The sequence below is a fragment of the Streptomyces lavendulae subsp. lavendulae genome (assembly GCF_002803845.1).
In the GTDB taxonomy this organism is placed as follows: Bacteria; Actinomycetota; Actinomycetes; order Streptomycetales; family Streptomycetaceae; genus Streptomyces; species Streptomyces lavendulae.
In genome coordinates, this window is the sequence record NZ_CP024985.1 from 7,145,341 (window position 1) to 7,167,135 (window position 21,795).

22 protein-coding genes and 1 pseudogene are annotated in these 21,795 nt (G+C 74.5%); 6 read left to right on the top strand and 17 right to left on the bottom strand.

Annotated elements, in window-relative coordinates:
* Positions 1 to 36: 36 nt before the first annotated feature.
* Entirely contained in the window at positions 37 to 543 is a 507-nt protein-coding gene (locus SLAV_RS31960; protein WP_030232665.1) for a MarR family winged helix-turn-helix transcriptional regulator, read from the bottom strand.
* An 86-nt stretch (positions 544 to 629) separates the two neighbouring features.
* Between SLAV_RS31960 and SLAV_RS31965 the strand changes: the two are divergent.
* Both SLAV_RS31965 and mltG read left to right on the top strand, forming a co-directional pair.
* Positions 630 to 2,429 (top strand): annotated as a pseudogene (locus SLAV_RS31965) (ABC transporter ATP-binding protein); the annotation flags it as partial.
* Between the two features lie 234 nt (positions 2,430 to 2,663).
* Positions 2,664 to 3,515: an endolytic transglycosylase MltG gene (mltG, locus tag SLAV_RS31970; RefSeq protein ID WP_030232669.1), complete on the top strand. Its 852-nt coding sequence runs from the start codon at positions 2,664 to 2,666 to the stop codon at positions 3,513 to 3,515.
* Between the two features lie 28 nt (positions 3,516 to 3,543).
* Here mltG and SLAV_RS31975 read toward each other — a convergent pair whose 3' ends face one another.
* The 14 genes from SLAV_RS31975 to SLAV_RS32035 all read right to left on the bottom strand — a co-directional run bounded on the left by SLAV_RS31975 (position 3,544) and on the right by SLAV_RS32035 (position 15,356).
* Positions 3,544 to 4,647, bottom strand: a complete 1,104-nt coding sequence (locus SLAV_RS31975; RefSeq protein ID WP_030232670.1) for an FAD-dependent oxidoreductase — start codon at positions 4,645 to 4,647, stop codon at positions 3,544 to 3,546.
* 4 nt (positions 4,648 to 4,651) lie between these two features.
* Positions 4,652 to 5,776, bottom strand: coding sequence for an LLM class flavin-dependent oxidoreductase (locus SLAV_RS31980; RefSeq protein WP_051841097.1), 1,125 nt, complete (start codon positions 5,774 to 5,776; stop codon positions 4,652 to 4,654).
* Complete coding sequence (locus SLAV_RS31985; RefSeq protein WP_030232674.1) at positions 5,776 to 6,825, bottom strand: ABC transporter substrate-binding protein; 1,050 nt, start codon at positions 6,823 to 6,825, stop codon at positions 5,776 to 5,778. Before SLAV_RS31985 ends, SLAV_RS31980 begins: the two co-directional genes overlap by 1 nt.
* Positions 6,826 to 6,953: 128 nt before the next feature.
* The gene (locus tag SLAV_RS31990; protein WP_051841098.1) at positions 6,954 to 7,676 is read right to left on the bottom strand and encodes an ABC transporter ATP-binding protein; all 723 of its coding nucleotides are present in this window, start codon (positions 7,674 to 7,676) and stop codon (positions 6,954 to 6,956) included.
* The gene (locus SLAV_RS31995) at positions 7,649 to 8,545 is read right to left on the bottom strand and encodes an ABC transporter permease (RefSeq protein WP_030232679.1); all 897 of its coding nucleotides are present in this window, start codon (positions 8,543 to 8,545) and stop codon (positions 7,649 to 7,651) included. Before SLAV_RS31995 ends, SLAV_RS31990 begins: the two co-directional genes overlap by 28 nt.
* Before the next feature lie 240 nt (positions 8,546 to 8,785).
* Positions 8,786 to 8,869, bottom strand: a complete 84-nt coding sequence (locus SLAV_RS43705; RefSeq protein WP_349817350.1) for a putative leader peptide — start codon at positions 8,867 to 8,869, stop codon at positions 8,786 to 8,788.
* A gap of 151 nt (positions 8,870 to 9,020) precedes the next feature.
* On the bottom strand, positions 9,021 to 9,548 hold the full coding sequence (locus tag SLAV_RS32000) for a hypothetical protein (RefSeq protein ID WP_234333693.1): 528 nt from the start codon (positions 9,546 to 9,548) through the stop codon (positions 9,021 to 9,023).
* Positions 9,549 to 9,565: 17 nt separating this feature from the next.
* The gene (locus SLAV_RS32005; RefSeq protein ID WP_030232687.1) at positions 9,566 to 9,811 is read right to left on the bottom strand and encodes a hypothetical protein; all 246 of its coding nucleotides are present in this window, start codon (positions 9,809 to 9,811) and stop codon (positions 9,566 to 9,568) included.
* 179 nt (positions 9,812 to 9,990) lie between these two features.
* Positions 9,991 to 10,668, bottom strand: a complete 678-nt coding sequence (locus SLAV_RS32010; protein WP_030232698.1) for an HAD family hydrolase — start codon at positions 10,666 to 10,668, stop codon at positions 9,991 to 9,993.
* Positions 10,669 to 10,713: 45 nt separating this feature from the next.
* A complete protein-coding gene (locus SLAV_RS32015; protein ID WP_030232701.1) occupies positions 10,714 to 11,208 on the bottom strand; it encodes an Lrp/AsnC family transcriptional regulator in 495 nt (164 codons plus the stop codon).
* Between the two features lie 26 nt (positions 11,209 to 11,234).
* On the bottom strand, positions 11,235 to 12,038 hold the full coding sequence (locus SLAV_RS32020) for a DUF1295 domain-containing protein (protein WP_078950429.1): 804 nt from the start codon (positions 12,036 to 12,038) through the stop codon (positions 11,235 to 11,237).
* A gap of 56 nt (positions 12,039 to 12,094) precedes the next feature.
* Positions 12,095 to 13,372 carry a class I SAM-dependent methyltransferase gene (locus SLAV_RS32025; RefSeq protein WP_388095252.1) on the bottom strand — a complete coding sequence of 426 codons (1,278 nt, stop codon included), beginning with the start codon at positions 13,370 to 13,372 and terminating at the stop codon, positions 12,095 to 12,097.
* Complete coding sequence (locus SLAV_RS32030; RefSeq protein WP_234333694.1) at positions 13,309 to 14,070, bottom strand: DUF1365 domain-containing protein; 762 nt, start codon at positions 14,068 to 14,070, stop codon at positions 13,309 to 13,311. The genes SLAV_RS32025 and SLAV_RS32030 overlap by 64 nt, the downstream gene beginning before the upstream one ends.
* Positions 14,067 to 15,356 carry an NAD(P)/FAD-dependent oxidoreductase gene (locus tag SLAV_RS32035; RefSeq protein ID WP_030232713.1) on the bottom strand — a complete coding sequence of 430 codons (1,290 nt, stop codon included), beginning with the start codon at positions 15,354 to 15,356 and terminating at the stop codon, positions 14,067 to 14,069. Before SLAV_RS32035 ends, SLAV_RS32030 begins: the two co-directional genes overlap by 4 nt.
* A 250-nt stretch (positions 15,357 to 15,606) precedes the next feature.
* Here SLAV_RS32035 and SLAV_RS32040 point away from each other — a divergent pair, with 250 nt between their 5' ends.
* Genes SLAV_RS32040 through SLAV_RS32050 form a run of 3 tightly spaced genes read left to right on the top strand, consistent with a single transcriptional unit; the run spans position 15,607 to position 19,660 of the window.
* On the top strand, positions 15,607 to 17,235 hold the full coding sequence (locus tag SLAV_RS32040) for an SDR family oxidoreductase (RefSeq protein ID WP_051841100.1): 1,629 nt from the start codon (positions 15,607 to 15,609) through the stop codon (positions 17,233 to 17,235).
* Positions 17,232 to 18,617 carry a cryptochrome/photolyase family protein gene (locus SLAV_RS32045; protein WP_030232719.1) on the top strand — a complete coding sequence of 462 codons (1,386 nt, stop codon included), beginning with the start codon at positions 17,232 to 17,234 and terminating at the stop codon, positions 18,615 to 18,617. The genes SLAV_RS32040 and SLAV_RS32045 overlap by 4 nt, the downstream gene beginning before the upstream one ends.
* A gap of 5 nt (positions 18,618 to 18,622) precedes the next feature.
* Entirely contained in the window at positions 18,623 to 19,660 is a 1,038-nt protein-coding gene (locus SLAV_RS32050) for a MerR family transcriptional regulator (RefSeq protein ID WP_030232731.1), read from the top strand.
* Here the strand turns inward: SLAV_RS32050 and SLAV_RS32055 are convergent.
* Together SLAV_RS32055 and SLAV_RS32060 are read right to left on the bottom strand one after the other, a co-directional pair.
* Entirely contained in the window at positions 19,560 to 20,195 is a 636-nt protein-coding gene (locus SLAV_RS32055; protein ID WP_051841101.1) for an RNA polymerase sigma factor, read from the bottom strand. The two genes, SLAV_RS32050 and SLAV_RS32055, sit on opposite strands and share 101 nt — an antisense overlap.
* 98 nt (positions 20,196 to 20,293) lie before the next feature.
* A complete protein-coding gene (locus SLAV_RS32060) occupies positions 20,294 to 21,001 on the bottom strand; it encodes a YoaK family protein (protein ID WP_244225256.1) in 708 nt (235 codons plus the stop codon).
* Positions 21,002 to 21,150: 149 nt separating this feature from the next.
* On the opposite strand from SLAV_RS32060, the gene SLAV_RS32065 reads away from it, so the two are divergent.
* Positions 21,151 to 21,744 (top strand): histidine phosphatase family protein, encoded by a 594-nt coding sequence (locus SLAV_RS32065; RefSeq protein WP_030232739.1) that lies wholly within the window; start codon positions 21,151 to 21,153, stop codon positions 21,742 to 21,744.
* Positions 21,745 to 21,795: the final 51 nt, after the last annotated feature.

Here is a 21,795-nt window from a genome sequence, read left to right on the forward strand (position 1 = left end):
GGTCCGTCCCCCGGCCGGGCGCCGGCGGCTGCCGGCTCAGCAGCCGCCCTGGGCCGGGGCGTCGGCCAGTGCGTTCAGCAGGCCGCCGAGCACCTCGCGCTGTGGCGCGGTCAACGGAGCCAGGATCTCCTCCGCGGCGTCGGTCCGCGCGCTGCGCAGACGGCGCAGCGTGGCGCGGCCGGTTTCGGTGAGCTCGATCCGGATGACGCGGCGGTTGGCCGGATCCGGCGCGCGGCGGACGCAGCCGGCCGCCTCCAGGCCGTCCACGAGGGTGGTCACGGCCCGCGGCACGACCTCCAGACGCGTGGCCAGATCGGCCATCCGGGGCGGCCGGTCACCTCCGTAGTGCGCGACGAGCCTCAGCAGCCGGCCCTGGGCCGGGGTGATCCCGAGCGGCTCCATGTGGCGCTTCTGGATGCGGTGGAGCCGCCGCGTGAGGCGCAGCAGCTGCTCGGCGAGTACGCCGTCGGTGGAGTCCGGGGTGGGGTCGGCGGCGGACCCGGCGGCGGAGTCGGGGATGTCGGTCTCGGAACCGGTGCTCATACTGGAAAACAGTACCAGGACCGGATTCATTGTGAGTATAGGTAACAATGAGCTATGCTCATCGGAGTCTCGTCAGAAGGAGGCCCATGCGCCCCGAAGAACCGAAGTGGACCCCATCGAACGAATCCCTCGACCCCACCCGTCCGGCCCCGGCGGACCGGCCGCGCGAGCTGCGGCGGATCCTCGGCCTGTTCCGGCCCTACCGCGGTCGCCTCGCGGTGGTCGGCGCCCTGGTCGGCGCCTCCTCGCTGGTCGGCGTCGCCTCGCCGTTCCTGCTCAAGGCGATCCTGGACGTCGCGATCCCCGAGGGGCGTACGGGCCTGCTGAGCCTGCTCGCGCTCGGCATGATCCTCACCGCCGTCGTCACCAGCGTGTTCGGTGTGCTCCAGACCCTGATCTCCACCACCGTCGGCCAGCGCGTCATGCACGACCTGCGCACCGCCGTCTACGCCCAGCTCCAGCGGATGCCGCTGGCCTTCTTCACCCGCACCCGCACCGGTGAGGTGCAGTCCCGGATAGCCAACGACATCGGCGGCATGCAGGCGACGGTCACCTCGACGGCGACCTCGCTCGTGTCGAACCTGACCGCGGTCATCGCCTCGGTCGTCGCCATGCTCGCGCTCGACTGGCGGCTCACGCTGGTCTCCCTGCTCCTGCTGCCGCTCTTCGTGTGGATCAGCCGCCGGGTGGGCCGGGAGCGCAAGAAGATCACCACGCAGCGCCAGAAGCAGATGGCGGCCATGGCGGCCACCGTCACCGAATCCCTCTCGGTGAGCGGCATCCTCCTCGGGCGCACCATGGGCCGGTCCGATTCCCTGACCAAGGCCTTCTCCGAGGAGTCCGAGAAGCTCGTCGGGCTGGAGGTGCGCTCCAGCATGGCCGGGCGCTGGCGGATGTCGACCATCGGCATCGTCATGGCCGCCATGCCCGCGCTCATCTACTGGGCCGCGGGCATCGCCCTGCAGGCCGGCGCCCCCTCGCTCTCCGTCGGCACCCTCGTCGCCTTCGTCACGCTCCAGCAGGGCCTGTTCCGGCCCGCCGTGAGCCTCCTGTCGACGGGGGTGCAGATCCAGACCTCGCTCGCCCTGTTCGCCCGGATCTTCGAGTACCTCGACCTGCCGGTGGACATCACCGAGCGCGAGGCGCCCGTGAAGCTGGACCGGGCTAAGGGCGAGATCCGGCTGGAGGACGTGCACTTCTCTTACGACGCCAAGGACGGCCCGACCCTCACCGGCATCGACATCACCGTCCCGGCCGGCGGCTCCCTCGCCGTGGTGGGCCCGACCGGCTCGGGCAAGAGCACCCTCAGCTATCTGGTGCCCCGGCTCTACGACGTGACCGGCGGCCGCGTCGCCCTCGACGGGGTGGACGTGCGCGACCTCGACTTCGACTCGCTGGCCCGCTCCATAGGCGTGGTCTCCCAGGAGACCTACCTCTTCCACGCCTCCGTGGGGGACAACCTGCGCTTCGCCAAGCCGGACGCAACCGACGAGGAGATCACCGAGGCGGCCCGGGCGGCCCAGATCCACGACCACATCGCATCCCTGCCCGACGGGTACGACACCCTGGTCGGCGAGCGCGGCTACCGCTTCTCCGGGGGTGAGAAGCAGCGGCTGGCCATCGCCCGTACGATCCTGCGCGATCCGCCGGTGCTCATCCTCGACGAGGCGACCAGCGCCCTCGACACCCGCACCGAGCACGCCGTGCAGCGGGCCATCGACAACCTCTCCCGGGGCCGCACCACCATCACCATCGCGCACCGGCTCTCCACCGTCCGGGACGCCGACCAGATCGTGGTCCTGGACGCGGGCCGGATCGCCGAGCGCGGCACGCACGAGGAACTGCTGGGAGCCGGAGGCCGCTACGCCGCGCTGGTCCGCCGGGACCGCGACGCAGCGCATGTGGCGCCCGGAACGGGCGAGCTCGGTGCGGCCGCCACCACGGGCAAGGCCGAAAGCGTGACCGCCGACGTGACCGCCGACGTGATCGCGAGCCCGAATGCGGGTGCGGGCCGGGGAACGCCGGGGGAGCCGATGCCGACTCCGGTGAACGTGTGATCATATGAATGGTTTGGGTGGGTAATGCCGCAGAGAGGGTGTTCTGCCATCTAGCGTGCCCGTATGCATGATGAGTACCGGCCGCCACCACGCCGTTCACGGCTCACCCGCCGGGGCCGCCTGGCGCTCTTCCTCGGCATGCTCCTCGGGCTCGGGGCTGCCGTCCTGATCCCGCTGCTGCCCGGCGGAGAACCGCCCGAGAAGCCACGCCGGCTGCTGATCCCCGAAGGCTGGCGGGCCCCGCAGGTCTACGCCGCCATCGACCACGAGCTCCGGCTCCCGGCGGGCACCACGAAGAAGACCGTCGCCACGGCCGCGCTGGCCCTGCCGGCGGAGGCCAAGGGCAACCCCGAGGGCTACCTCTTCCCGGCCACCTACCCGGTGACCTCGAAGTCCACCCCGAGCGCGCTGCTCGCGTACATGGTGGAGACGGCGAACCGGAACCTCGCCACGAAAGCCGTCGCCGACGGCGGCAAGGCGCACGGGATGACCCCGTACCAGACGGCCACCCTCGCCAGCATCATCGAGGCGGAGGCCCGGACCCCGGCGGACATGGGCAAGGTGGCGCGCGTCGTGCACAACCGGCTGGCGAAGTCGATGCCGCTCCAGATGGACTCCACCCTCAACTACGCGCTCGACCGCAACACCCTCGACGTCACACTGAGCGACACCCGGATCGACCACCCCTTCAACACCTACGAACGCCAGGGCCTGCCCCCCACCCCGATCGACAGCCCCGGGCTGCGCGCCATGGCGGCGGCGGTCGCGCCGACCCCCGGCGACTGGCTGTTCTTCGTCACGGTGAAACCGGGTGACACCCGCTTCTCGAACACCTACGAGGAGCACAAGAAGCACGTGGCGGAGTTCAACCGGCTGCGCGCGGCGGCCGGCGCACCCGCGGCCCCCAGGCCCTGATCCCCCCAGGCCCTGAGCCCCTGACCCCTCACCCGGTGCCGCCGACCCCTGCGGCGGCCGGCTCCCGGTCCAGCAGGCGACGGATCTCGCGGACGGCGGTGGCGCCCGCGCGGTTGGCGCCGATCGTCGAGGCCGACGGGCCGTAGCCGACCAGGTGGACACGCTCGTCCCGTACGGCCCTGGTGCCCTCGACCCGGATGCCGCCGCCCGGCTCGCGCAGCCGCAGCGGGGCCAGATGGTCGACGGCGGCCCGGAAGCCGGTGGCCCAGAGGATCACGTCCGCCTCCACCCGGCCGCCGTCCGCCCAGGCGGCCCCGGATGCGGTCAGGCGGTCGAAGACGGGCCGCCGCTCCAGGATCCCGGAGGCGAGCCCCGCCCGGACGGCCTCGTTCAGGGGCAGACCGGTCACGCTGACCACGCTCTGCGGGGGCAGCCCGCGCCGGACCCGATCCTCCACCAGTGCCACCGCCGCCCGGCCTTCGGCCTCCCCGAAGGTCCCGTCGCGGAACACCGGGGGCCGGCGCGTGACCCACGTGGTCTCCGCCGCGACCTCGGCGATCTCCAGCAGGTGCTGTACCGCCGAGGTGCCGCCCCCGACCACGATGACGCGGGCCCCGGCGAACTCCTGCGGCCCGGGGTAGTTCGCCGTGTGCAGCTGTCGCCCGCGGAACAGTTCCTGGCCCGGGTAGCGCGGCCAGAACGGCCGGTCCCAGGTGCCCGTGGCGTTGACCAGCGCCCGCGCCGACCAGGTGCCCGCCGTCGATTCGACGAGCAGCCGTCCGCCCGGGCCCTGGCCGCCGTCGCGCACCGCCTTCACGTCCACGGGCCGGCGTACGCGCAGGCCGAACCGCTCCTCGTACGCCGCGAAGTACGCCCCGATCACCTCGGACGAGGGCCGCAGCGGATCGGCGTCCACCAGTTCCAAGCCGGGCAGGGCGTGCATGCCGTGGACCTTGCCGTAGGTGAGCGAGGGCCAGCGGAACTGCCAGGCCCCGCCCGGCCGCGGGGCGTGGTCCAGGACCACGTGTCCGATCCCCGCCCTGGCCAGGTGGTACGCGCTGGACAGACCCGCCTGTCCGGCCCCGACGACCACCACGTCCACCTCTGCCGCGCCCCGCACCGTTTCGTTCACGGTTCTACCAACTCGGGGCGGCCCCCCGGTCTTCCCCGCCCGCCAGCAGGCCCCGCGCCGCCAGTTCCGGAGCGACGCCCTCGCCGAACCAGTACGCCTCCTCCAGGTGCGGGTACCCCGACAGGACGAAGTGCTCGATCCCGAGCGCGTGGTACTCCTCGATCCGGTCGGCCACGTCCCCGTGGCTGCCGACGAGGGCCGTACCCGCACCGCCCCGGACCAGGCCGACGCCCGCCCACAGGTTGGGCGAGATCTCCAGACCGTCCCGCGAGCCGCCGTGCAGGGCCAGCATCCGCTGCTGCCCGACCGACTCGCTCACGCCCAGCAGCGACTGCGCGGTGGCGATGTCCTCGTCGGAGAGGTCCCCCAGCAGCCGGTCGGCCGCCCCCCACGCCTCCTTCGCGGAATCCCGTGAAATGGTGTGCAGCCGGATGCCGAACCGCACCGTGCGCCCCCGCTCCTCGGCCAGCGAACGGATCCAGTCGATCTTCTCCTTCACCTGCTGCGGCGGTTCGCCCCAGGTCAGGTACACATCGGCGTGCTCGGCCGCGACGGGCCCGGCCGCGGCCGAGGACCCGCCGAAGAAGATCTCCGGGAGCGGGTCGGGCGGCAGCGCCGTGAGCCCGCCGTCGATCCGGTAGTGCTCGCCGTGGAAGTCGTACGGCCGGCCGCCCCAGACCCCCCGGACGACCGACAGGAACTCGGCGGTGCGCTCGTAGCGGCGGTCGTGGTCGAGGTGGTCCCCGAACCGCCGCTGCTCGGAGGAGTCCCCGCCCGTCACCACGTTCAGCAGCAGCCGCCCCCGCGTGATCCGCTGGTACGTCGCCGCCATCTGCGCGGCGAGCGTCGGCGAGATCACCCCGGGCCGGAAGGCCACCAGGAACTTCAGCCGCTCCGTGTGCTGCGCGAGGGCCACCGTGGTCAGCCAGGCGTCCTCGCACCAGGTCCCGGTCGGCGTCAGCACCGCCTCGAAGCCGAGCCGCTCGGCCGCCTTGGCGATCTGGGCCAGGTACTCGATGTCCGGGGCGCGCACCCCGGCAGCGGCCTTGTTGTGGGCGTACGCGTGCCGGTCGACCAGGGTGCGTCCGTCCCCGCCGGTCGGCAGGAACCAGTGCAGGCGGACGGTCATCAGGAGTCCTTTCCGTACACGCGGGGCGCGCTGGTGGAAGGCGGCAGGTCACGGTTGAACCGGGTGTCGACGAAGTCCTTGAAGACGACCTTGCCGGGGATCAGCTTCAGCTCGGCGAAGGTGTCGGCGATCTTCTGCTCGGAGGCCACGGCCGCGTCGTCCACGGCGACCGTGACCCGGGTGCCGCTGCTGCGCTTGACGGCGTCGAGGGCGACCTCGTACGGCAGGCCCGTCTCCTTCGCCCACACCTTCGCCCACTCCTCCGGGTGCTTGAACACCCAGTCCTGGGCGCGCTGGAGCCGCTGGAGGTAGTCCGCGACGGCCTTGCCCCTGGCCGGGTCCTCCAGCGCCGCCGGAGCCGCGACCTGGAAGCCGAGGCCGTTGACGACGCCCTCGCCGGTGGCCAGCACCCGTGCCCCGGTGCGCAGCACCTGGGAGGTGTACGGGTCCCAGACCGCCCACGCGTCCACCTTGCCGCTGTTGAAGGCGGCGAGCGCGTCCGCCGGCTGGAGCAGGGTGATCTGCACGTCGGAAGGCGTCAGGCCGGCCTTCTGGAGGGCGGAGATCAGCTGGAAGTGTGCCGAACTGCCCTGCGCCACCGCGATCTTCTTGCCGCGCAGGTCGGCGGGGTTCTGGAGGGGCGAGTCCTTCGGTACGAGCACGGCCTCGCCCGCCGAGGAGCCGTGGGTGGCGCCCACCACGGCGATCTTCGACTTGGCGGCGGCGGCGAAGACCGGCGGGGTGTTGCCCACCCCGCCGATGTCGACGGCCTTGGCGTTGACCGCCTCCAGCAGCGGCGGGCCGGAGGTGAAGGTGGACCACTTGATGGTGTAGTCGAGGTGCTCCAGTTCGCCGGCCGCCCGCAGCAGGGACTCGGCGCCGCCCTTCTGGTCGCCGACGTTGAGGGTGATCTTCGCTCCGCCCTTGGCCGCGCCGTCGGCGGGGGTCGCGCCGCTGTCCGCGGCGGAGCTGCCGCCGCAGGCGGTCAGGGCCAGCGACAGCGGGACCAGGGTGGCGAGCAGGGGCAGGGACAGGGAGGTGCGTCTCATGTCGGTTCTCTTCGTTCTGTGGTGCGCGGGCATGCGGCGCAGCGGGCAGGGGAAGGGCGGGAAGGGAGGAGGGGCGGGAAGGGGAAGGGTGCAACGGGGGGAGAGGAGCGGCGGGGCGGCAGCGGCGGTCAGCCGACGCCGAGTTCGGCGAGCAGCCGGGTCCGCAGGTCCGCGAACCCCGGGTCACCGGCCGAGCGCGGCCGGTCCAGCGGGACCTGGACGTCGCAGGAGATCCGGCCCTCGTCCATCACCAGTACCCGGTCGGCCAGCAGGACGGCCTCGTCCACGTCGTGCGTGACCAGCAGCACCGCACAGCCGCGCCGCTGCCACAGTTCGGCCACCAGCCGCTGCGCCTTGATGCGGGTCAGCGCGTCCAGCGCGCCGAAAGGCTCGTCCAGAAGCAGCAGATCCGGCTCGCGCACCAGCGCACGGGCCAGCGAGGCCCGCTGCGCCTCGCCGCCCGACAGGGTCTTGGGCCAGGCGTCGACGCGGTGTTCGAGTCCCACCTCGGCCAGGGCCCTTTCGGCGCGCTCCCGTTCGGGCCGCCCCGGCAGCCCGAGCAGTACGTTGCGCCAGACCCGCTTCCACGGCATCAGCCGGGGTGCCTGGAAGGCCACCGCCCGTCGCTCCGGCACCAGTACCTCGCCCTCGATCTCCCGGTCCAGGCCGGCCAGGATCCGCAGCAGGGTCGACTTCCCGCAGCCGCTGCGGCCCAGCAGCACCGTGAACTCCCCGGCTCGCAGGGCCAGATCGAGCCCGTCGATGACGGGACGCCCGTCGAAGGACCGGGTCAGCCCCCGGACCCGTACGGCGGTCCGCGGGATCACTGTCCCGTGAAGGTCGGTCGCCATTGCAGCAGCAGCCTTTCGAGAGCGCGGACGACGAGGTCGGCGGTGAGGCCGAGGAAGGCGTAGACGACGAGGCAGACGACGATCACGTCGGTACGGAAGAACTCGCGCGCCTGGTTCATCAGGAACCCGATGCCGGCGTCGGCGTTGATGGACTCCCCGAAGACCAGGGCCAGCCAGGCCGTGGCGAGCGAGTAGCGCAGCCCGGTCATGAACCCGGGCAGCGCGCCCGGCAGCACCACGTGCCGGACCAGTCCCCACCGGCCGAGCCCCAGTGATCCGCCCGCCTCGATGAGTTGCTCGTCCACGCCGCGGATCCCCGCGTACACGTTGAGGTAGAGGTGGAAGGCGGTGCCCAGTGCGATGAGCGCGACCTTGGGGGCCTCGCCGATGCCCATCCAGATGATGAACAGTGGGATGAGACCGACCCAGGGGACGGTGCGCAGCATCTGCACGCTCGCGTCGATCAGGTCCTCGCCGAGCCGGGACAGCCCGGACAGCAGGGCGAGGGCCGTGCCCACCGTCCCGCCGAGCAGCAGGCCGATGGCCACGCGCTGGAGGGAGATCCCCATCGCGGCCGGCAGGGTCCCGTCCCCGATCAGGCGGGCGCCCGCGGTGGCGATCGTCGACGGCGGGGCGAGGGTGTCGGCGGGCAGCGCCCCGAAGGTGCTGGCCAGTTGCCACAGCGCGAGCAGGAGCAGAGGTCCGGCGGTCCGGCGCGCCCAGCGGGGCACGGACCTGCGGCGCGCCGAGGACGGAGTGACGGGGACCAGCGCGGGGGAGGTGTCGGCGGTGTCCCCGGCGGGGGACGGCTCGACCGGATCGGATCCCGCTACGGGGGATATGTCGGGCGGCGCATGGCCGATGCTCATCGGGGCTCCACGGAGGGGGAGAGTCAGGGAGGCGTGCGCACACCCCGGCCGGAGCCCCCGCCCCCGGCCGGCCGCAGGTACGGCGGAGCGGGGCGGGGCACGGCTACGGGAGCGGTACGGCCGGGGGACCCGTACGGCTACGGGACCCGTGCGGCCGGGGGACCGGTACGGCGGGGAAGTCCGGGGTGCGCGACGGCCGAGCGCGAGGCGCTCGTGACACGGAAAGGAGGTGAAAGGGCGTCAGCAGCCGCGGCGACACGCGGCGGAGGCCACCCGCAGCAGGTCGATGTGACCGCGCGTGGTGAGGAGGGCTGAACGCAACATGCCGCAGAACGTAGCCACCCGGCCGTCGACGGGTCAATGGTGTCTCGCCCAATGGACATCCCGTCTCCGATACCGGAACGCGGCGTGACGCGCGAAGCCCCCGTGCGGCGGCGGGGGAACGTCGCCGCACGGGGGCCTCGTGCGTCCGGGGTCAGGCGGAGTCCGCTATCCAGGCGGCCAGCTGCTCCGGTGTCGTGGACGGGTCCGCCACCAGGGTGGCGAGTTCGTCCTCCCGGAAGGTGGCCGTGGTGACGGCCGGGCAGCGGTGGCAGGCGGCCACCCCCGACTGCTGCCACCACTGGCACCGCGCACGCAGGTGGCACCGCGGGACCGCACGGGTGTCCGCCGTGGCCGAGGGCAGGGTCAGGACCCGCTCCACCAGGGAGCAGTCGTCGCCCCGCCGGTTGGCGCAGGCGGAGACGCAGTGCGAGGCGAAGCGCAGGACCCGGGTCGGCTCGATCCCCTGGGGGAGCGTGCCGAGCACCTCGGACGCCGGGACCGGATCGGCGAGGTAGACCACCTGGCCGTCGGATCCCGAACGCACGCCGAGGACCACGGACTCGGGGGCCCGGGCCTCACCGCTCGGGCACCAGGTCGCCGGTGCCACCGCCGATGCCGCCGTCGCCGGTGCCGCCGCCGGTGCCACCGTCCGTGCCGCCGCCGTCTGGTCGCTTCCCACGGTGCTCACCCGGCCCGTCAGCCGTCGACGGCGTCGCTCGACGCCAGGACCTCACGGCCGACGGGGTCGCCGAGGGTGCCCTGGAGTCCGAGGGCCTGCTCCCGCTGCACCGCCTGCGCGAGGTTCTGGTGCAGCTGCTCCACCGAGGTGATGCGGGCGCCGCCCGGAGCAGCGTTCGCCGTGCCGACCGAGGTCATCGCGATCCCCGCCGCCATCACGACCGCGGCGCCGCCGGCCGCCAGTTTGTTCCGGTTCATTTCCATCGAGCCCTCTCCTGGTCCGGGCGGCGCGCTCTCCCGCCGCCGAGGGCCCGAGCGTAGGAGCGGCGGACGGGCCGAGGGGGCAGTTCCCGGGGGCAGTTCAGGCCGTTTTCCGACCCCGGCGCCCGGGCCCGGAAGGGCGGGGAGAGGGCTCAGGAGGGGGTGCGGGAGAGCAGCCACGCTCAGGAGGAGGTGCGGGAGAGCAGCCACGCGTGGGCCGTCCGCGCGCTGAACTCCCGCTGCCCGCCCGCGAAGAGCAGCCCCGCGCCGGCGAAGGCCGGATCGCCGGCGGTGTCCGGAACGTAGGGGACCGCCAGGCAGTCCATGCCGGCGGCGTGCGCGGCCAGGGCGCCCGGAGCCGCGTCCTCCACGACCACGCAGTCGGCCGGCGCGGCTCCGAGCCGGCGGGCCGCCTCCAGGAACACGTCCGGGGCCGGCTTGCCCCGCGCGACCTCCTCCGCCGAGACCACCGTGGTCAGCAGCGCGTCCAGCCCGGTGCCCGCCAGTACGGCGTCGATCGCCTCGCGCGAGGAGCCGGAGGCCACCGCCATCGGCACGCCCCGCGCGTGCAGGAGCTCCACGAACGTCCGCATCTCCGGGAAGGCTTCGGTGCGGGTGCGGGCCAGCTCCAGGTAGGCGGCGTTCTGCTCCGCGAGCAGCTGCTCCAGTGGGGCGTCGAGCCCGTGGCGCTCCTTGAGGATCTCCAGCGTCTCCAGGGTGCCGATGCCGATGAAGCGGGAGTGCTGCTCCCAGGTGAAATCGGGGACCCCGTGGCGCTCCAGGGTGCGGCGGCCCGACTCGTAGTAGTTCGGCTCGCTGTCCACGAGGGTGCCGTCGAGATCGAATATGACGGAGATCATCCGCTGTGCCGTCCTGCCGGTTACATACCTGTCTCCGCCATCTTGTCAGGGTTTGCGAGCCGCTCGTCCCGCCGCCTCCCGGCCCACGGACTCGACCAGCGGCAGCAGCCGGTGGGCCACCCGTTCGCGCAGGGCCACCTCGGTGCGGGTGCGGACCACCCCCGGCAGCCGGATCAGCTGCTGGATCACGTCCTCCAGATGGGCGTTGTCCCGGGCCGCCACCCGGGTCAGCAGGTCCCCGCCGCCGGTGATCGAGAAGGCCTCGATGATCTCGGGGACGGCGGCGAGCGCGTCGCCGACCTCGTCCAGGTGCCCCTGGGTGACCTCGATGTGCACGAAGGCGAGGACGGGGTGGCCCAGTGCGGCGGGCGAGAGCGCGGGGCCGGTTCCGGTGATCACCCCGGTCCGCTCCAGCCGGTCCAGCCTGGCCTGGAGGGTGCCGCGGGCCACGCCGAGGATCCGGGCGTACTCGCGGACGCTGGTGCGCGGCTGCTCGATCAGCAGGCGCAGGATCAGGGTGTCGAGCTCGTCCACCGCCATGCCAGGACTGTACCAATGGCCCGGGATCACCCCTTTTCGGCGCGACCGGAGCCAAGGCCGCGGCCGTCGCCCCCGCCGTCCCTCTCCGGAGCCCGGACCCGCCTCGGCGGCCACGGCAGGAACCCGCTGGTCCGGGCCCGGTACTCGGCGTAGCCCGGCCGCTCGGCCATGTGCCGCTCCAGCAGCCGCTTCCCGCTCCCCGCGATCAGCAGGTACGACATCACCAGCGGGGAGACCACGGACACCGCGGCCGCCTGCGCCGACCCGCACGCGATCAGGAAGAGCCCCCACCAGACGCAGAAGTCGCCGAAGTAGTTCGGGTGCCGGGTCCACGACCACAGCCCCCGGTCCATGATCCGGCCCCGGTTCGCGGGATCCGCCGTGAACCGGGCCAGCTGGTGGTCGCCCACCGCCTCGAAGACGATCCCGCAGAGCCACAGGGCGCTCCCGGCCACCGCGAGGCCGACCGGCCACCCCGCCCCTCCCTCGACGTACGCGCCCGCCTGCACCGGCAGCGACACCAGCCACACCAGCGCCGCCTGCAGCAGGTACACCATCCGCAGCGCGTACAGGTTCCGGTTCCCCGGGGCCCGCGCCAGCATCCGCTCGTACCGCGGGTCCTCCCCGCGCCCGCGCCCCCGCCACGCGATGTGCCCGGCCAGCCGCAGCCCCCACACCACCGTCAGCGCCGTCAGCAACAGTCCGCGCCCGCCGCCCCCGCCGGACATCCCGTACGTGGCCACCGCGACGGCGGCGAAGCCGAGACCCCACGCCACGTCCACCACCCGGTGGACGCCCTTGCGCACCCCCACCGCGAACGCGAGCAGCATGACGCCCAGGGCCGCGCCCGCCGCCACGGCCAGGTTGACCCCGAAGGCGCCCCAGTTCACCGTCCGCCGCCTTCCCCGCCCGTGAGCAGGAACTGGTGGACGTCCAGGTAACCGGAGGCGAACCCGGCCTCGCAGTAGGCGAGGTAGAAGGTCCACATCCGCCGGAACCGCTCGTCGAAGCCGAGCTCCGCCACCCGCTCGGACCGCTCCGCGAACCGTTCCCGCCACAGCCGCAGGGTCTGCGCGTAGTGGGCCCCGTAGCCCTCGCACCGTACGACCCGCAGCCCGGTGTGCTCGCGCGCCATCTCCTCCACGACCCGCACCGAGGGCAGCATCCCGCCGGGGAAGATGTACTTCTGGATCCAGGTGTACGTGTCCTTCGTGGCCAGCATCCGCTCGTGCGGCATGGTGATCGCCTGGAGCGCCACCCGGCCGCCCGGCTCCAGCAGCCGGTCCAGCGCGCGGAAGTACACCGGCCAGTACTCGACGCCGACCGCCTCGATCATCTCCACGCTGACGATCGCGTCGTACCAGCCGTGCGCGTCGCGGTAGTCGCACAGCCGCACCTCCACCCGGTCCGCGACACCCGCCGCCGCGATCCGCCGCATCGCCAGCTCCCGCTGCTCCCGCGAGAGCGTCAGGGTCACCACGCGGGCGCCGCGCCGGGCCGCCCGGAGCGCGAGTTCGCCCCAGCCCGTGCCGATCTCCAGCAGCCGGGTGTCCGGGCCCACACCGGCCAGGTCCAGCAGCATGTCGATCTTCCGGTGCTGGGCGGCGGGCAGCTCGGCCGCCCCGGCGGGCAGGGCGCGGAACACCGCCGAGGAGTACGTCATCGTCGGGTCGAGGAACTCGGCGAACAGTTCGTTGGACAGGTCGTAGTGCCACTCGACGTTGGTACGGGAACCGGAGCGCGTGTTGCGCCGCTCCGCCGGCTGCCGGGCCGCCCACAGCCCCCGCAGCCGCTGGAGCGGGGCCGGGACCAGCGCGGCGACGTGCCCGGCCAGGACGGTCAGCACCGCCACCGGATCGCGGGCGTCCCACTCCCCGGCCACGTACGACTCGCCGAACCCGATCAGTCCCCCGGCCGTGATCCGGCGTTCGAAGGCGGCCGGGTCGTGGACCGCCATCGCCGGACCTCCCTGCCCCAGGAGTCCCTCGGGCCCCATCTTCACCTGGAGCGGGAGCCGGTCCAGCGCCCGGCGGATGATCATCCGGCCCACGGCCGCCCTCGTCCGGGAACAGGGCGGCACGTCCGGAAGCGTCGTCAGCGTCACTTCACACCCTCCTGGGGTACGTGGCGGGGCCGCGGCAGCACGGGCACCCCGCGCAGCCACAGCCGGACGCCGTGGAAACGGATGCCCACCGCCACCGCGGCCGTGGGCCAGGGGCGGCGCGCCAGGGCGCGCAGCAGGCCGCGCACACCCGCGCGGCGGCGCCGGCCCCGCACGGTCGCCGTCAGCCGGGCGCCGTCGGCCCCGCCCGCCAGCTGGACGGTCAGGTCGAGGCGTTCGCCCGGTACGGGCAGCCGCATCCGGTAGTCCCCGTCCACCTCCAGGAAGGGGGAGACGTGGAACTCCTTGGGGACGCGGGCCTCCCGGGCGGCCTCCGGGCCGAGGAGGTAGCAGTGCCGCTCCCCGTACGTGTTGTGCACCTCGGCGACCGTGTGCAGCAGGGCGCCGTCCGGGCCGTGGCACCAGTACACCGACAGCGGGTTGAAGACGTACCCGAACACCCGGGCGTGCGCCAGCATCAGCACCCTCGACCCCGGCGGCAGGGCGGCCCCGCGCGCCGCGAGGAAACCGTCCAGGCCGGCCCGGATCGAGGGGAGCCGCCCGCCGAAGTGGTCCCGCGCGTCGAACCCGGCCAGGACCCGCAGCGGCCCCGGCAGCCGGGGCAGCGCGTCCAGGTCCACCAGCCACAGGAAGGTGCGGTGGCGCAGGGCGTAACGGTGCCCGCCCGCCCGCACGTGCCGGACGTCGGCCTCGTACAGCGCGCCGCCCGCCGCCAGGGGCGCGCGCGGCCCGGCCGTCACCAGTCCACCCCCAGCGCGGCGGCCGCCGCCACGCCCGAACGGCAGCCGTCCTCGTGGAACCCCCAGCCGTGGTACGCCCCCGCGAAGGCCGTCACCGGCCCCGACAGCCCGGGCAGCCGCCGCTGCGCCGCCACCGAATCCGGCGTGTACAGCGGGTGTTCGTAGTCCATCTCCGCCACCACCCGGTCCGGCCGCACCCGCCCGGTCCCGGCGTTCAGCGTGACCACGTAAGGCTCCGGAGCCGCCAGCCCCTGGAGCCGGTCCATGTCGTAGCTGACCTGGACCGGCACCTCCCCGGCCGGCCGGCAGTCGGACAGCCGGTAGTTCCAGCAGCCCCGCGCCCCCGCCGCACGCGGCAGCACGGAGTCGTCGGTGTGCAGCACCGTGCGGTTGCGGGAGTAGCGGAAGGCCCCGAGAACCGCCAGCTCGGCGTCGGTCGGGTCGGCCAGCATGCGCAGCGCCTGGTCGGCGTGGACGGCGACCACCACCGAGTCGTACGCGGCCGAGGCCCCGTCCGCGGTGGTCAGCCAGACCCCGCCCGGGGTGCGGGCGAGGGACCGCACCCGGACGCCGGAACGGACCGCGCCCGGCCCCAGCGCCTCGCGGACCCGCTCCACGTAGCGCGCGGAGCCGCCCTCGACCGTGCGCCAGCGCGGCGAGCCGCCGACCGACAGCATGCCGTGGTGGGAGAGGAACCGGAACAGGTAGCGGGCCGGGTGCGCGAGCGCCCCGCCCGGCGGGCAGGACCACACCGAGGCCACCAGCGGGATCGCGAAGTGCCCCGTGAAGTACGCCCCGAAGCCGCCCCGCTCCAGGAACTCGCCCAGCGTCGGCTCCGGTCCGGCCCCGGGCGGCGTGGCCAGCAGCCGCCGGGCCCGCCGGTGGAAGACCGGCACCTGCGCGAGCATCCGCAGGTAGGCGGGGCGCAGCGCGCTCCCGGGCCGGGCGAACAGCCCCCTCGGCCCGCGCGCCCCCGCGTACTCCAGCCCGCAGCCCTCGCAGTGCACCGACAGGCTCATGGTCGTGGGACGGGTGGCCACCCCCAGCTCACCGAAGAGCCGCAGCAGGTGCGGGTAGGTGCGGTCGTTGTGGACGATGAAACCGGAATCGACACCCCGGACCAGGCCGTCGGGGCCCTTCACCGGATGGGTGTGGGCGTGCCCGCCCAGTCGGTCGTCCGCCTCGTACAGGGTCACCGCATGGCTCCTGGCCAGCACGTACGCCGCCGTCAGCCCGGACACGCCCCCGCCGATCACGGCCGTGCGCGGTCGTCCTCGCTCGGTCATCTCGCTCCCTCCTTCACGCTCACTTCGGAGCCGGAGGGGGTGTCGGATGTGTCGAGGGGCGAAACCGTACGGGGGAGGGCAGGCTGGGTGCCGTACCCGGCGTACGTGCGGTACGCGCCGTACGCGTCGCCCACGGCCCCGCCCACGGCCCGGGCCGCATCCGAAAGCGCCGGTCCGGCCGAATCCCCTACGGGCCCGTGGGGGGCCCGGGGGCGGCCGACGACGGGGGAACGACGAGCGGAGACAGCCCATGACAGGCCCGCACTGCCTGGTCACCGGGGCCACCGGCTACATCGGCGGCCGCCTGGTGCCCGAACTCCTCGACAGCGGACACCGGGTCCGCTGCATGGCCCGCTCCCCGGAGCGGCTGCGCGACCACCCCTGGGCCGGCCGTGCCGAAGTGGTGCGCGGGGACGTCACCGACCCCGCTTCGCTGGCGGAGGCCCTGCGCGGCATCGACGTCGCCTACTACCTCGTCCACGCCCTCGGCACCGGCCACGGCTTCGAGGACCGCGACCGCGCCGCCGCCCGGACCTTCGCCGAAGAGGCCCGCGCGGCCGGGGTCCGCCGGATCGTCTACCTCGGCGGCCTCGTCCCCGCGGACGTCCCCCGCGACGCGCTCTCCCCGCACCTGCGCTCGCGTGCCGAGGTCGGTGAGATCCTCCTCGCCTCCGGGGTGCCCACCACCGTCCTGCGCGCGGCCGTCATCATCGGCTCCGGCTCCGCCTCCTTCGAGATGCTGCGCTACCTCACCGAGCGGCTGCCCGTCATGGTCACCCCCAGCTGGGTCGGCACCCGCATCCAGCCCATCGCCGTCCGCGATGTGCTGCGCTACCTCGTCGGCAGCGCCGCCATGCCCCCCGGGGTGAGCCGGACCTTCGACATCGGCGGACCGGACGTGGTCACGTACGAGGAGATGATGCGCCGCTACGCCGTCGTGGCCGAGCTCCCCAAACGGCTCATCGTGCGCGTCCCCATGCTGACGCCACGGCTCTCCAGCCACTGGATCGGCCTCGTCACCCCCGTCCCGCGCGCGCTCGCCCGGCCGCTCGCCGAATCCCTGCGCCACGAGGTGGTCTGCGACGAGCACGACATCGCCGCCTACGTCCCCGACCCGCCCGGCTCCCCGATCGGCTTCGACCGGGCCCTCGACCTGGCCCTCCAGCGGGTCCGCGAGGCCAAGGTCACCACCCGCTGGTCCTCCGCCTCCCTGCCCGGCGCGCCCAGCGACCCGCTGCCCACCGACCCCGACTGGGCGGGCGGCAGCCTCTACACCGACGAGCGGGAACTGCCCGTCGACGCCCCGCAGGACGCGCTGTGGCGGGTGGTGGAGGGCATCGGCGGGGAGAACGGCTGGTACTCCTTCCCCCTGGCCTGGGCCGTACGGGGCTGGCTGGACCGGCTCGTCGGAGGGGTCGGCATCCGGCGGGGCCGCCGCGACGCCGACCGGCTGCGGGTGGGGGACTCCCTCGACTTCTGGCGGGTGGAGGAGATCGAAGCGGGCCGTCTGCTGCGCCTGCGCGCCGAGATGCGGCTGCCGGGGCTGGCCTGGCTGGAGCTGTACGCGGAGCCGCGCGCGTCCGGCCCTTCCACCGGCCCCGCCGGGCAGCGGGCCCTGTACCGGCAGCGGGCCCTGTTCCACCCGCACGGGCTGCTCGGACACCTGTACTGGTGGAGCGTGTCCCCCTTCCACGCCGTCGTCTTCGGCGGCATGGCCCGCAACATCGCGGGCGCCGCGGAACGGGCCGCGTCGGGATCCGGGTCCGCGCCGTCCCCCGGGTCCGCGCCGTCCCCCGCCCCCGCATCCGGAACGGGCCCCCGCGCCGAAGAACCCCCGACGACCGACGCCCCCAGCCCTGACGCGGAGCCCAGAGCATGAACACCGCCGTGGTCCTGTACACCTCCGACCTGCGCCTGCACGACCATCCACCCCTGCGGGCCGCCCTCTCCTCCGGCGACCAAGTCGTCCCGCTCTTCGTCCGCGACCGCGTCATCGAGGACTCCGCCTTCGCCGCGCCCAACCGGCTGGCCTTCCTCGCCGACTGCCTCGCCGACCTCGACGCCGCCCTGCGCGACCGCGGAGGCCGCCTCCTGCTGCGCTCCGGGGATGTCGTCGCCGAGGTCTGCGCCCTCGTCCAGGAGGCCGACGCCGACGAGGTGCACATGGCCGCCGGGGTCAGCGGCTACGCCCACGCCCGCGAGGAACGCCTGCGCGAGGCCCTCGAAGCCCAGGGACGGCGCCTCTACGTCCACGACACCGTCGTCACCGCCGTGGCCCCGGGAGCGGTGCTGCCCTCCGGCTCCGGAGCCGACCACTTCGCCGTCTTCACCCCGTACCTGCGCCGCTGGACGGAACTGCCCCTCAGGCCGGCCGAGCCCGCGCCCCGCGCCGTACGGGTACCCGAAGACCTCGGCTCCGAGCCGCTGCCCCGCCGCTCCGCCGTCACCGGCACCTCCCCGGGCCTCGCCCGAGGCGGCGAGACCGAGGCCCGCAGGCTGCTCACCAACTGGCTGCGCTCCGGCATCACCCGCTACGAGGACACCCACGACGACCTCGCCGGAGACGCCACCTCGAAGCTCTCCCCGCACCTGCACTTCGGCACCCTCTCGCCCACCGAGGCCGTCCACCGCGCCCGCGCCGCCGGCGGCCCCGGCGCCGAGGCCTTCGTCCGCCAGCTGTGCTGGCGCGACTTCCACCACCAGGTCCTCGCCGCCCGCCCCGAAACCGCCGCCGAGGACTACCGGGCCCGCCAGGACCGCTGGCGCACCGGACCCGACGCCGAGGAGGAGATCCAGGCCTGGAAGGACGGCCGCACCGGCTACCCGGTCGTCGACGCGGCCATGCGCCAGCTGCGCCACGAGGGCTGGATGCACAACCGGGGCCGCCTGCTGGCCGCCAGCTTCCTCGCCAAGACCCTCTACGTGGACTGGCGCACCGGAGCCCGCCACTTCATGGACCTCCTCGTCGACGGGGACGTGGCCAACAACCAGCTCAACTGGCAGTGGGTGGCCGGCACCGGCACCGACACCCGCCCCAACCGGGTCCTCAACCCCGTCCGCCAGGGCCTGCGCTACGACCCCGAGGGCCGTTACGTCCACCGCTGGGTGCCCGAACTCGCCGGCCTGCCCGCGCCCCGCGTCCACGAGCCCTGGCGGCTGCCCGGCCTGGAACGGGCCCGCTTCGACTACCCGGACCCCGTCGTGGACCTCGCCGACGGCCTCGGCCGCTTCCGCGAGGGGCGGCCCGGCGCCGTATCGTGAGCCGGGTGGACCCCGTGCCGGCCCCCGTGCCGCCGCCCCCCGAACCCGCCCTGAGCACGGGCGCCGTCGCCCGTCGCCTGGGGGTCTCGCCGACCACCCTGCGCTCCTGGGAACGCCGCTACGCCATCGGCCCGGCCCGCCGCGAGGACGGCCGGCACCGCCGTTGGACCCCCGAGGACATCGCCCGCCTCGACGAGATGTGCCGGCTCACCGCGCGGGGCGTGCCCCCGTCCGAGGCGGCACGGGCCGCGCTCGGCGAAGCACCTGCCGCCCGCGCGGGGGACCGGGCGGCGGCCGTGACGCCGGGCGGGCCCGGGGCCCTCCCCCTCGGGGAGGTGCGGCCGGAGGCCAGGGGGCTCGCGCGGGCCGCCGTACGCCTGGACGCGCCCGCGGTGGCGGACCTGCTGGAGGCCGCCCTCGCGGAACACGGCCCGGTCACCGCGTGGGAGGAGATCATCGCGCCGACCCTGCACGCGGTGGGCCGCAAATGGGCCTCGGCGGGGGAGCGGTACATCGAGGTGGAGCACCTGCTGTCCTGGCACGTCTCCGCCGCCCTGCACCGCGCCCGTCCGGCCCCCGAGCGCTCGCACACACCCCCGGTGCTGCTCGCCTGCGCGCCCGGGGAGCTGCACAGCCTGCCCATCGAGGCGCTGGCCGCCGCGCTCGGGGAACTGGGCGTGCCGGTACGGATGTTCGGCGCCGCCCTGCCCGCCGAGGCGCTGCGGGACGCGGTACGGCGGACGGGGCCCTGCGCGGCCGTGCTCTGGTCGCAGTCCCGTACGACGGCGGACCGGGCCCTGGTCCGTTCCGTGGCCGGCATCGCGTGGGGGCCGCCCGGGGCGCGCGGTCACTCGGCGCTGCTGCTGGCCGGACCCGGCTGGGACGGGCGGGACACCCAGCCGCGCGCCGAGCGGCTGTTCGGGCTGCGGTCGGGCGTCGCCGTCATCGCGGCGCTGGCAGCCGGGCCGGGGCCGGGGCAGGGGGCCGGTCGGGGTCCAGGGCCTGCCGCAGGACGCGCAGCGCCCGCCGCATGTGGCTCTTGACGGTGCCCAGCGGGATCCCGGTGCGGGCGGCGATCTGGCTCTGGCTGAGGTCGGCGTAGAACGCCAGCCACAACACGTGCCGCTGCGCCTGCGGCAGCCGGGCCAGCTCCCCGGTCACCAGCAGCCGGTCCAGGGACTCTTCCGGACCGGGCCGGCCGGACCCTCCGGAGCTCCCGGGGTGCGTGCCGGGCGGGTGCGGGCCGCCCGCCAGGGCGAGGGCGGCGGCCGCCACCGCACGGGCCCGGCGGGAACGGGCCTCCAGGGCGTCGGCCACCTTGTGCCGGGTGATCCCGGTGAGCCAGGCGCCGAGTCCGCCCGGGCCGGGCCGGTAGCCGTCGCGGCCGCGCCAGGCGGCCAGGAACACCTGTTGCGTCACGTCCTCGGCCTCGCGGTCGTCGCCCAGGGAACGCCGGGCGAGGGAGTGCACCAGGGGCCGCCAGCGCCGGTAGACCGCCTCCACGGCGCCCTCGTCCCCCGCCGCGAACCCGGCGGAGAGGGCGGTGTCCCGGTCGGTGGTGCGGGGAGGGTCGTCCATGACACGAGCGTCGCCACCACCGGGGACGGAGGAAAGTTGCAGCGTTTTCGCAGCGAATGCCCGCAGGGGCGCGCAGGGCCACGGGGGAGGGGGCGTGGCTACCGGGTGTGCAGCAGCGGCAACAGGGTCCGGTGCGCCACCGTCACCCCCGCCACCACCACCGCCGCCGGGAGCAGCACCTCGCCCACGCTCCACCCGGCCCGCACCAGCAGAGCCCCCGTCAGGCCGCCCGCGAACATGGCCAGTACCGCCAGCGCCCGCCGCGCCCAGGCCCCGCTCCCGTAGCCGAAGGCACTGTCCCGCCCGAGTGCCGAGCCGGCCAGCAGGCCGGTCATGGACCGGGTGACCAGCGTGGTCGGCACACCGGGCACGTTCACCCGCATGCTCGTCACGTTCCGGATGCCCATGGCCATCGACAGCAGCGCGGCCTCCACCAGGTGCGGCGCCCCCGGATCGCCGAACCGCGGGGTCACCCGCCACCCGCCCACGGCCGCGGCGAGGATCAGCGCGGTCTCCGCGTACAGACCCACGCACATCCCGCGCCAGCCCCGGCCCTCCGCCGCCGACTCCATCCGCGCGCCGCACACCGCGCCCAGGGCGAAGGCCACCAGCGAGACGGCGGCGGGCAGCGCGGGCAGGTCGCCCTCGTGGGCCGCGCCGAAGGCCAGGAAGAGCACGTTGCCGGTCTGCATCGCCGTGAACACCGGCCCCAGGGCGAGCAGGCTCACCGCCTCGATCAGACCGGTGACCGCGGTCAGGGCGAGCATGAGCGCCGTCAGGGAAGGCCGCAGCGCCCGCGCGTCCACCCCTCAGCCCCCGGCCCGTGCGGCACGCGGGAGGGGCCGGCGGGGGTTCACGTCCATGACGCCCGACAGTGGCACGGCCCCCGCCCCGGCTGAAGCCGACATGCGGGAAGGGGTGAGGGAGTTCGCGGACATGCCCTAGGGTCCGGATCATGAGTGATCTTCTACTGGTGCGTCACGGGGAGACGGCCTGGAGCGCCACCGGGCGGCACACGGGCCTCACCGACGTGCCCCTGACCGCGCGCGGGGTCGAGGAGGCCATCTCGCTGGCCCCCTTCTTCCGCGACGGGCAACCGGCCCTGGTGCTGACCAGCCCGCTGAGCCGGGCCGTGGCCACCGCCCGGCTCGCCGGGCTCACCGACGGGGTCCCCGACCCCGACCTCCACGAATGGGACTACGGCGGCTACGAGGGCATCACCACCGCCGAGATCCAGCGGACCGTGCCCCACTGGTCGCTGTGGACCGACGGGGTCCCGCAGGGCGACTCCCACCACCCCGGAGAGAGCGCCGCCCAGGTCGGCGCCCGCGCGGACCGGGTGCTGGCGCGGGCCGCCGCGGTGCTGCGCGAGGACCGGGGGGACGTGGTGCTCGTCGCCCACGGACACTTCCTGCGCGTCCTGACGGCCCGCTACCTCGGTCTGCCCCCCGAGGACGGCCGGCTCTTCCTGCTGCGCACCGGCACGGTCAGCGTGCTGTCCACGGAGCACGGACTTCCGGTCGTGGCCGGGTGGAACACCCGCCCCTGAACCGCGGCACCGGGCTTCCCCGGCCGGGCCCGTCCGCCTCGCGCGGCCGGG

Coding starts and splice junctions, on each gene's coding strand:
- SLAV_RS32035 (WP_030232713.1), bottom strand. CDS start 15,356: ATGACCGAGCGAGGACGACCGCGCACGGCCGTGATCGGCGGGGGCGTG.
- SLAV_RS32015 (WP_030232701.1), bottom strand. CDS start 11,208: ATGGCGGTGGACGAGCTCGACACCCTGATCCTGCGCCTGCTGATCGAG.
- SLAV_RS32020 (WP_078950429.1), bottom strand. CDS start 12,038: ATGCTGCTCGCGTTCGCGGTGGGGGTGCGCAAGGGCGTCCACCGGGTG.
- SLAV_RS32045 (WP_030232719.1), top strand. CDS start 17,232: ATGAACACCGCCGTGGTCCTGTACACCTCCGACCTGCGCCTGCACGAC.
- SLAV_RS31985 (WP_030232674.1), bottom strand. CDS start 6,825: ATGAGACGCACCTCCCTGTCCCTGCCCCTGCTCGCCACCCTGGTCCCG.
- SLAV_RS31990 (WP_051841098.1), bottom strand. CDS start 7,676: ATGGCGACCGACCTTCACGGGACAGTGATCCCGCGGACCGCCGTACGG.
- SLAV_RS31995 (WP_030232679.1), bottom strand. CDS start 8,545: ATGAGCATCGGCCATGCGCCGCCCGACATATCCCCCGTAGCGGGATCC.
- SLAV_RS31960 (WP_030232665.1), bottom strand. CDS start 543: ATGAGCACCGGTTCCGAGACCGACATCCCCGACTCCGCCGCCGGGTCC.
- SLAV_RS32055 (WP_051841101.1), bottom strand. CDS start 20,195: ATGGACGACCCTCCCCGCACCACCGACCGGGACACCGCCCTCTCCGCC.
- SLAV_RS31980 (WP_051841097.1), bottom strand. CDS start 5,776: ATGACCGTCCGCCTGCACTGGTTCCTGCCGACCGGCGGGGACGGACGC.
- SLAV_RS32040 (WP_051841100.1), top strand. CDS start 15,607: ATGACAGGCCCGCACTGCCTGGTCACCGGGGCCACCGGCTACATCGGC.
- SLAV_RS32005 (WP_030232687.1), bottom strand. CDS start 9,811: ATGGAAATGAACCGGAACAAACTGGCGGCCGGCGGCGCCGCGGTCGTG.
- SLAV_RS43705 (WP_349817350.1), bottom strand. CDS start 8,869: ATGTTGCGTTCAGCCCTCCTCACCACGCGCGGTCACATCGACCTGCTG.
- SLAV_RS32010 (WP_030232698.1), bottom strand. CDS start 10,668: ATGATCTCCGTCATATTCGATCTCGACGGCACCCTCGTGGACAGCGAG.
- mltG (WP_030232669.1), top strand. CDS start 2,664: ATGCATGATGAGTACCGGCCGCCACCACGCCGTTCACGGCTCACCCGC.
- SLAV_RS32065 (WP_030232739.1), top strand. CDS start 21,151: ATGAGTGATCTTCTACTGGTGCGTCACGGGGAGACGGCCTGGAGCGCC.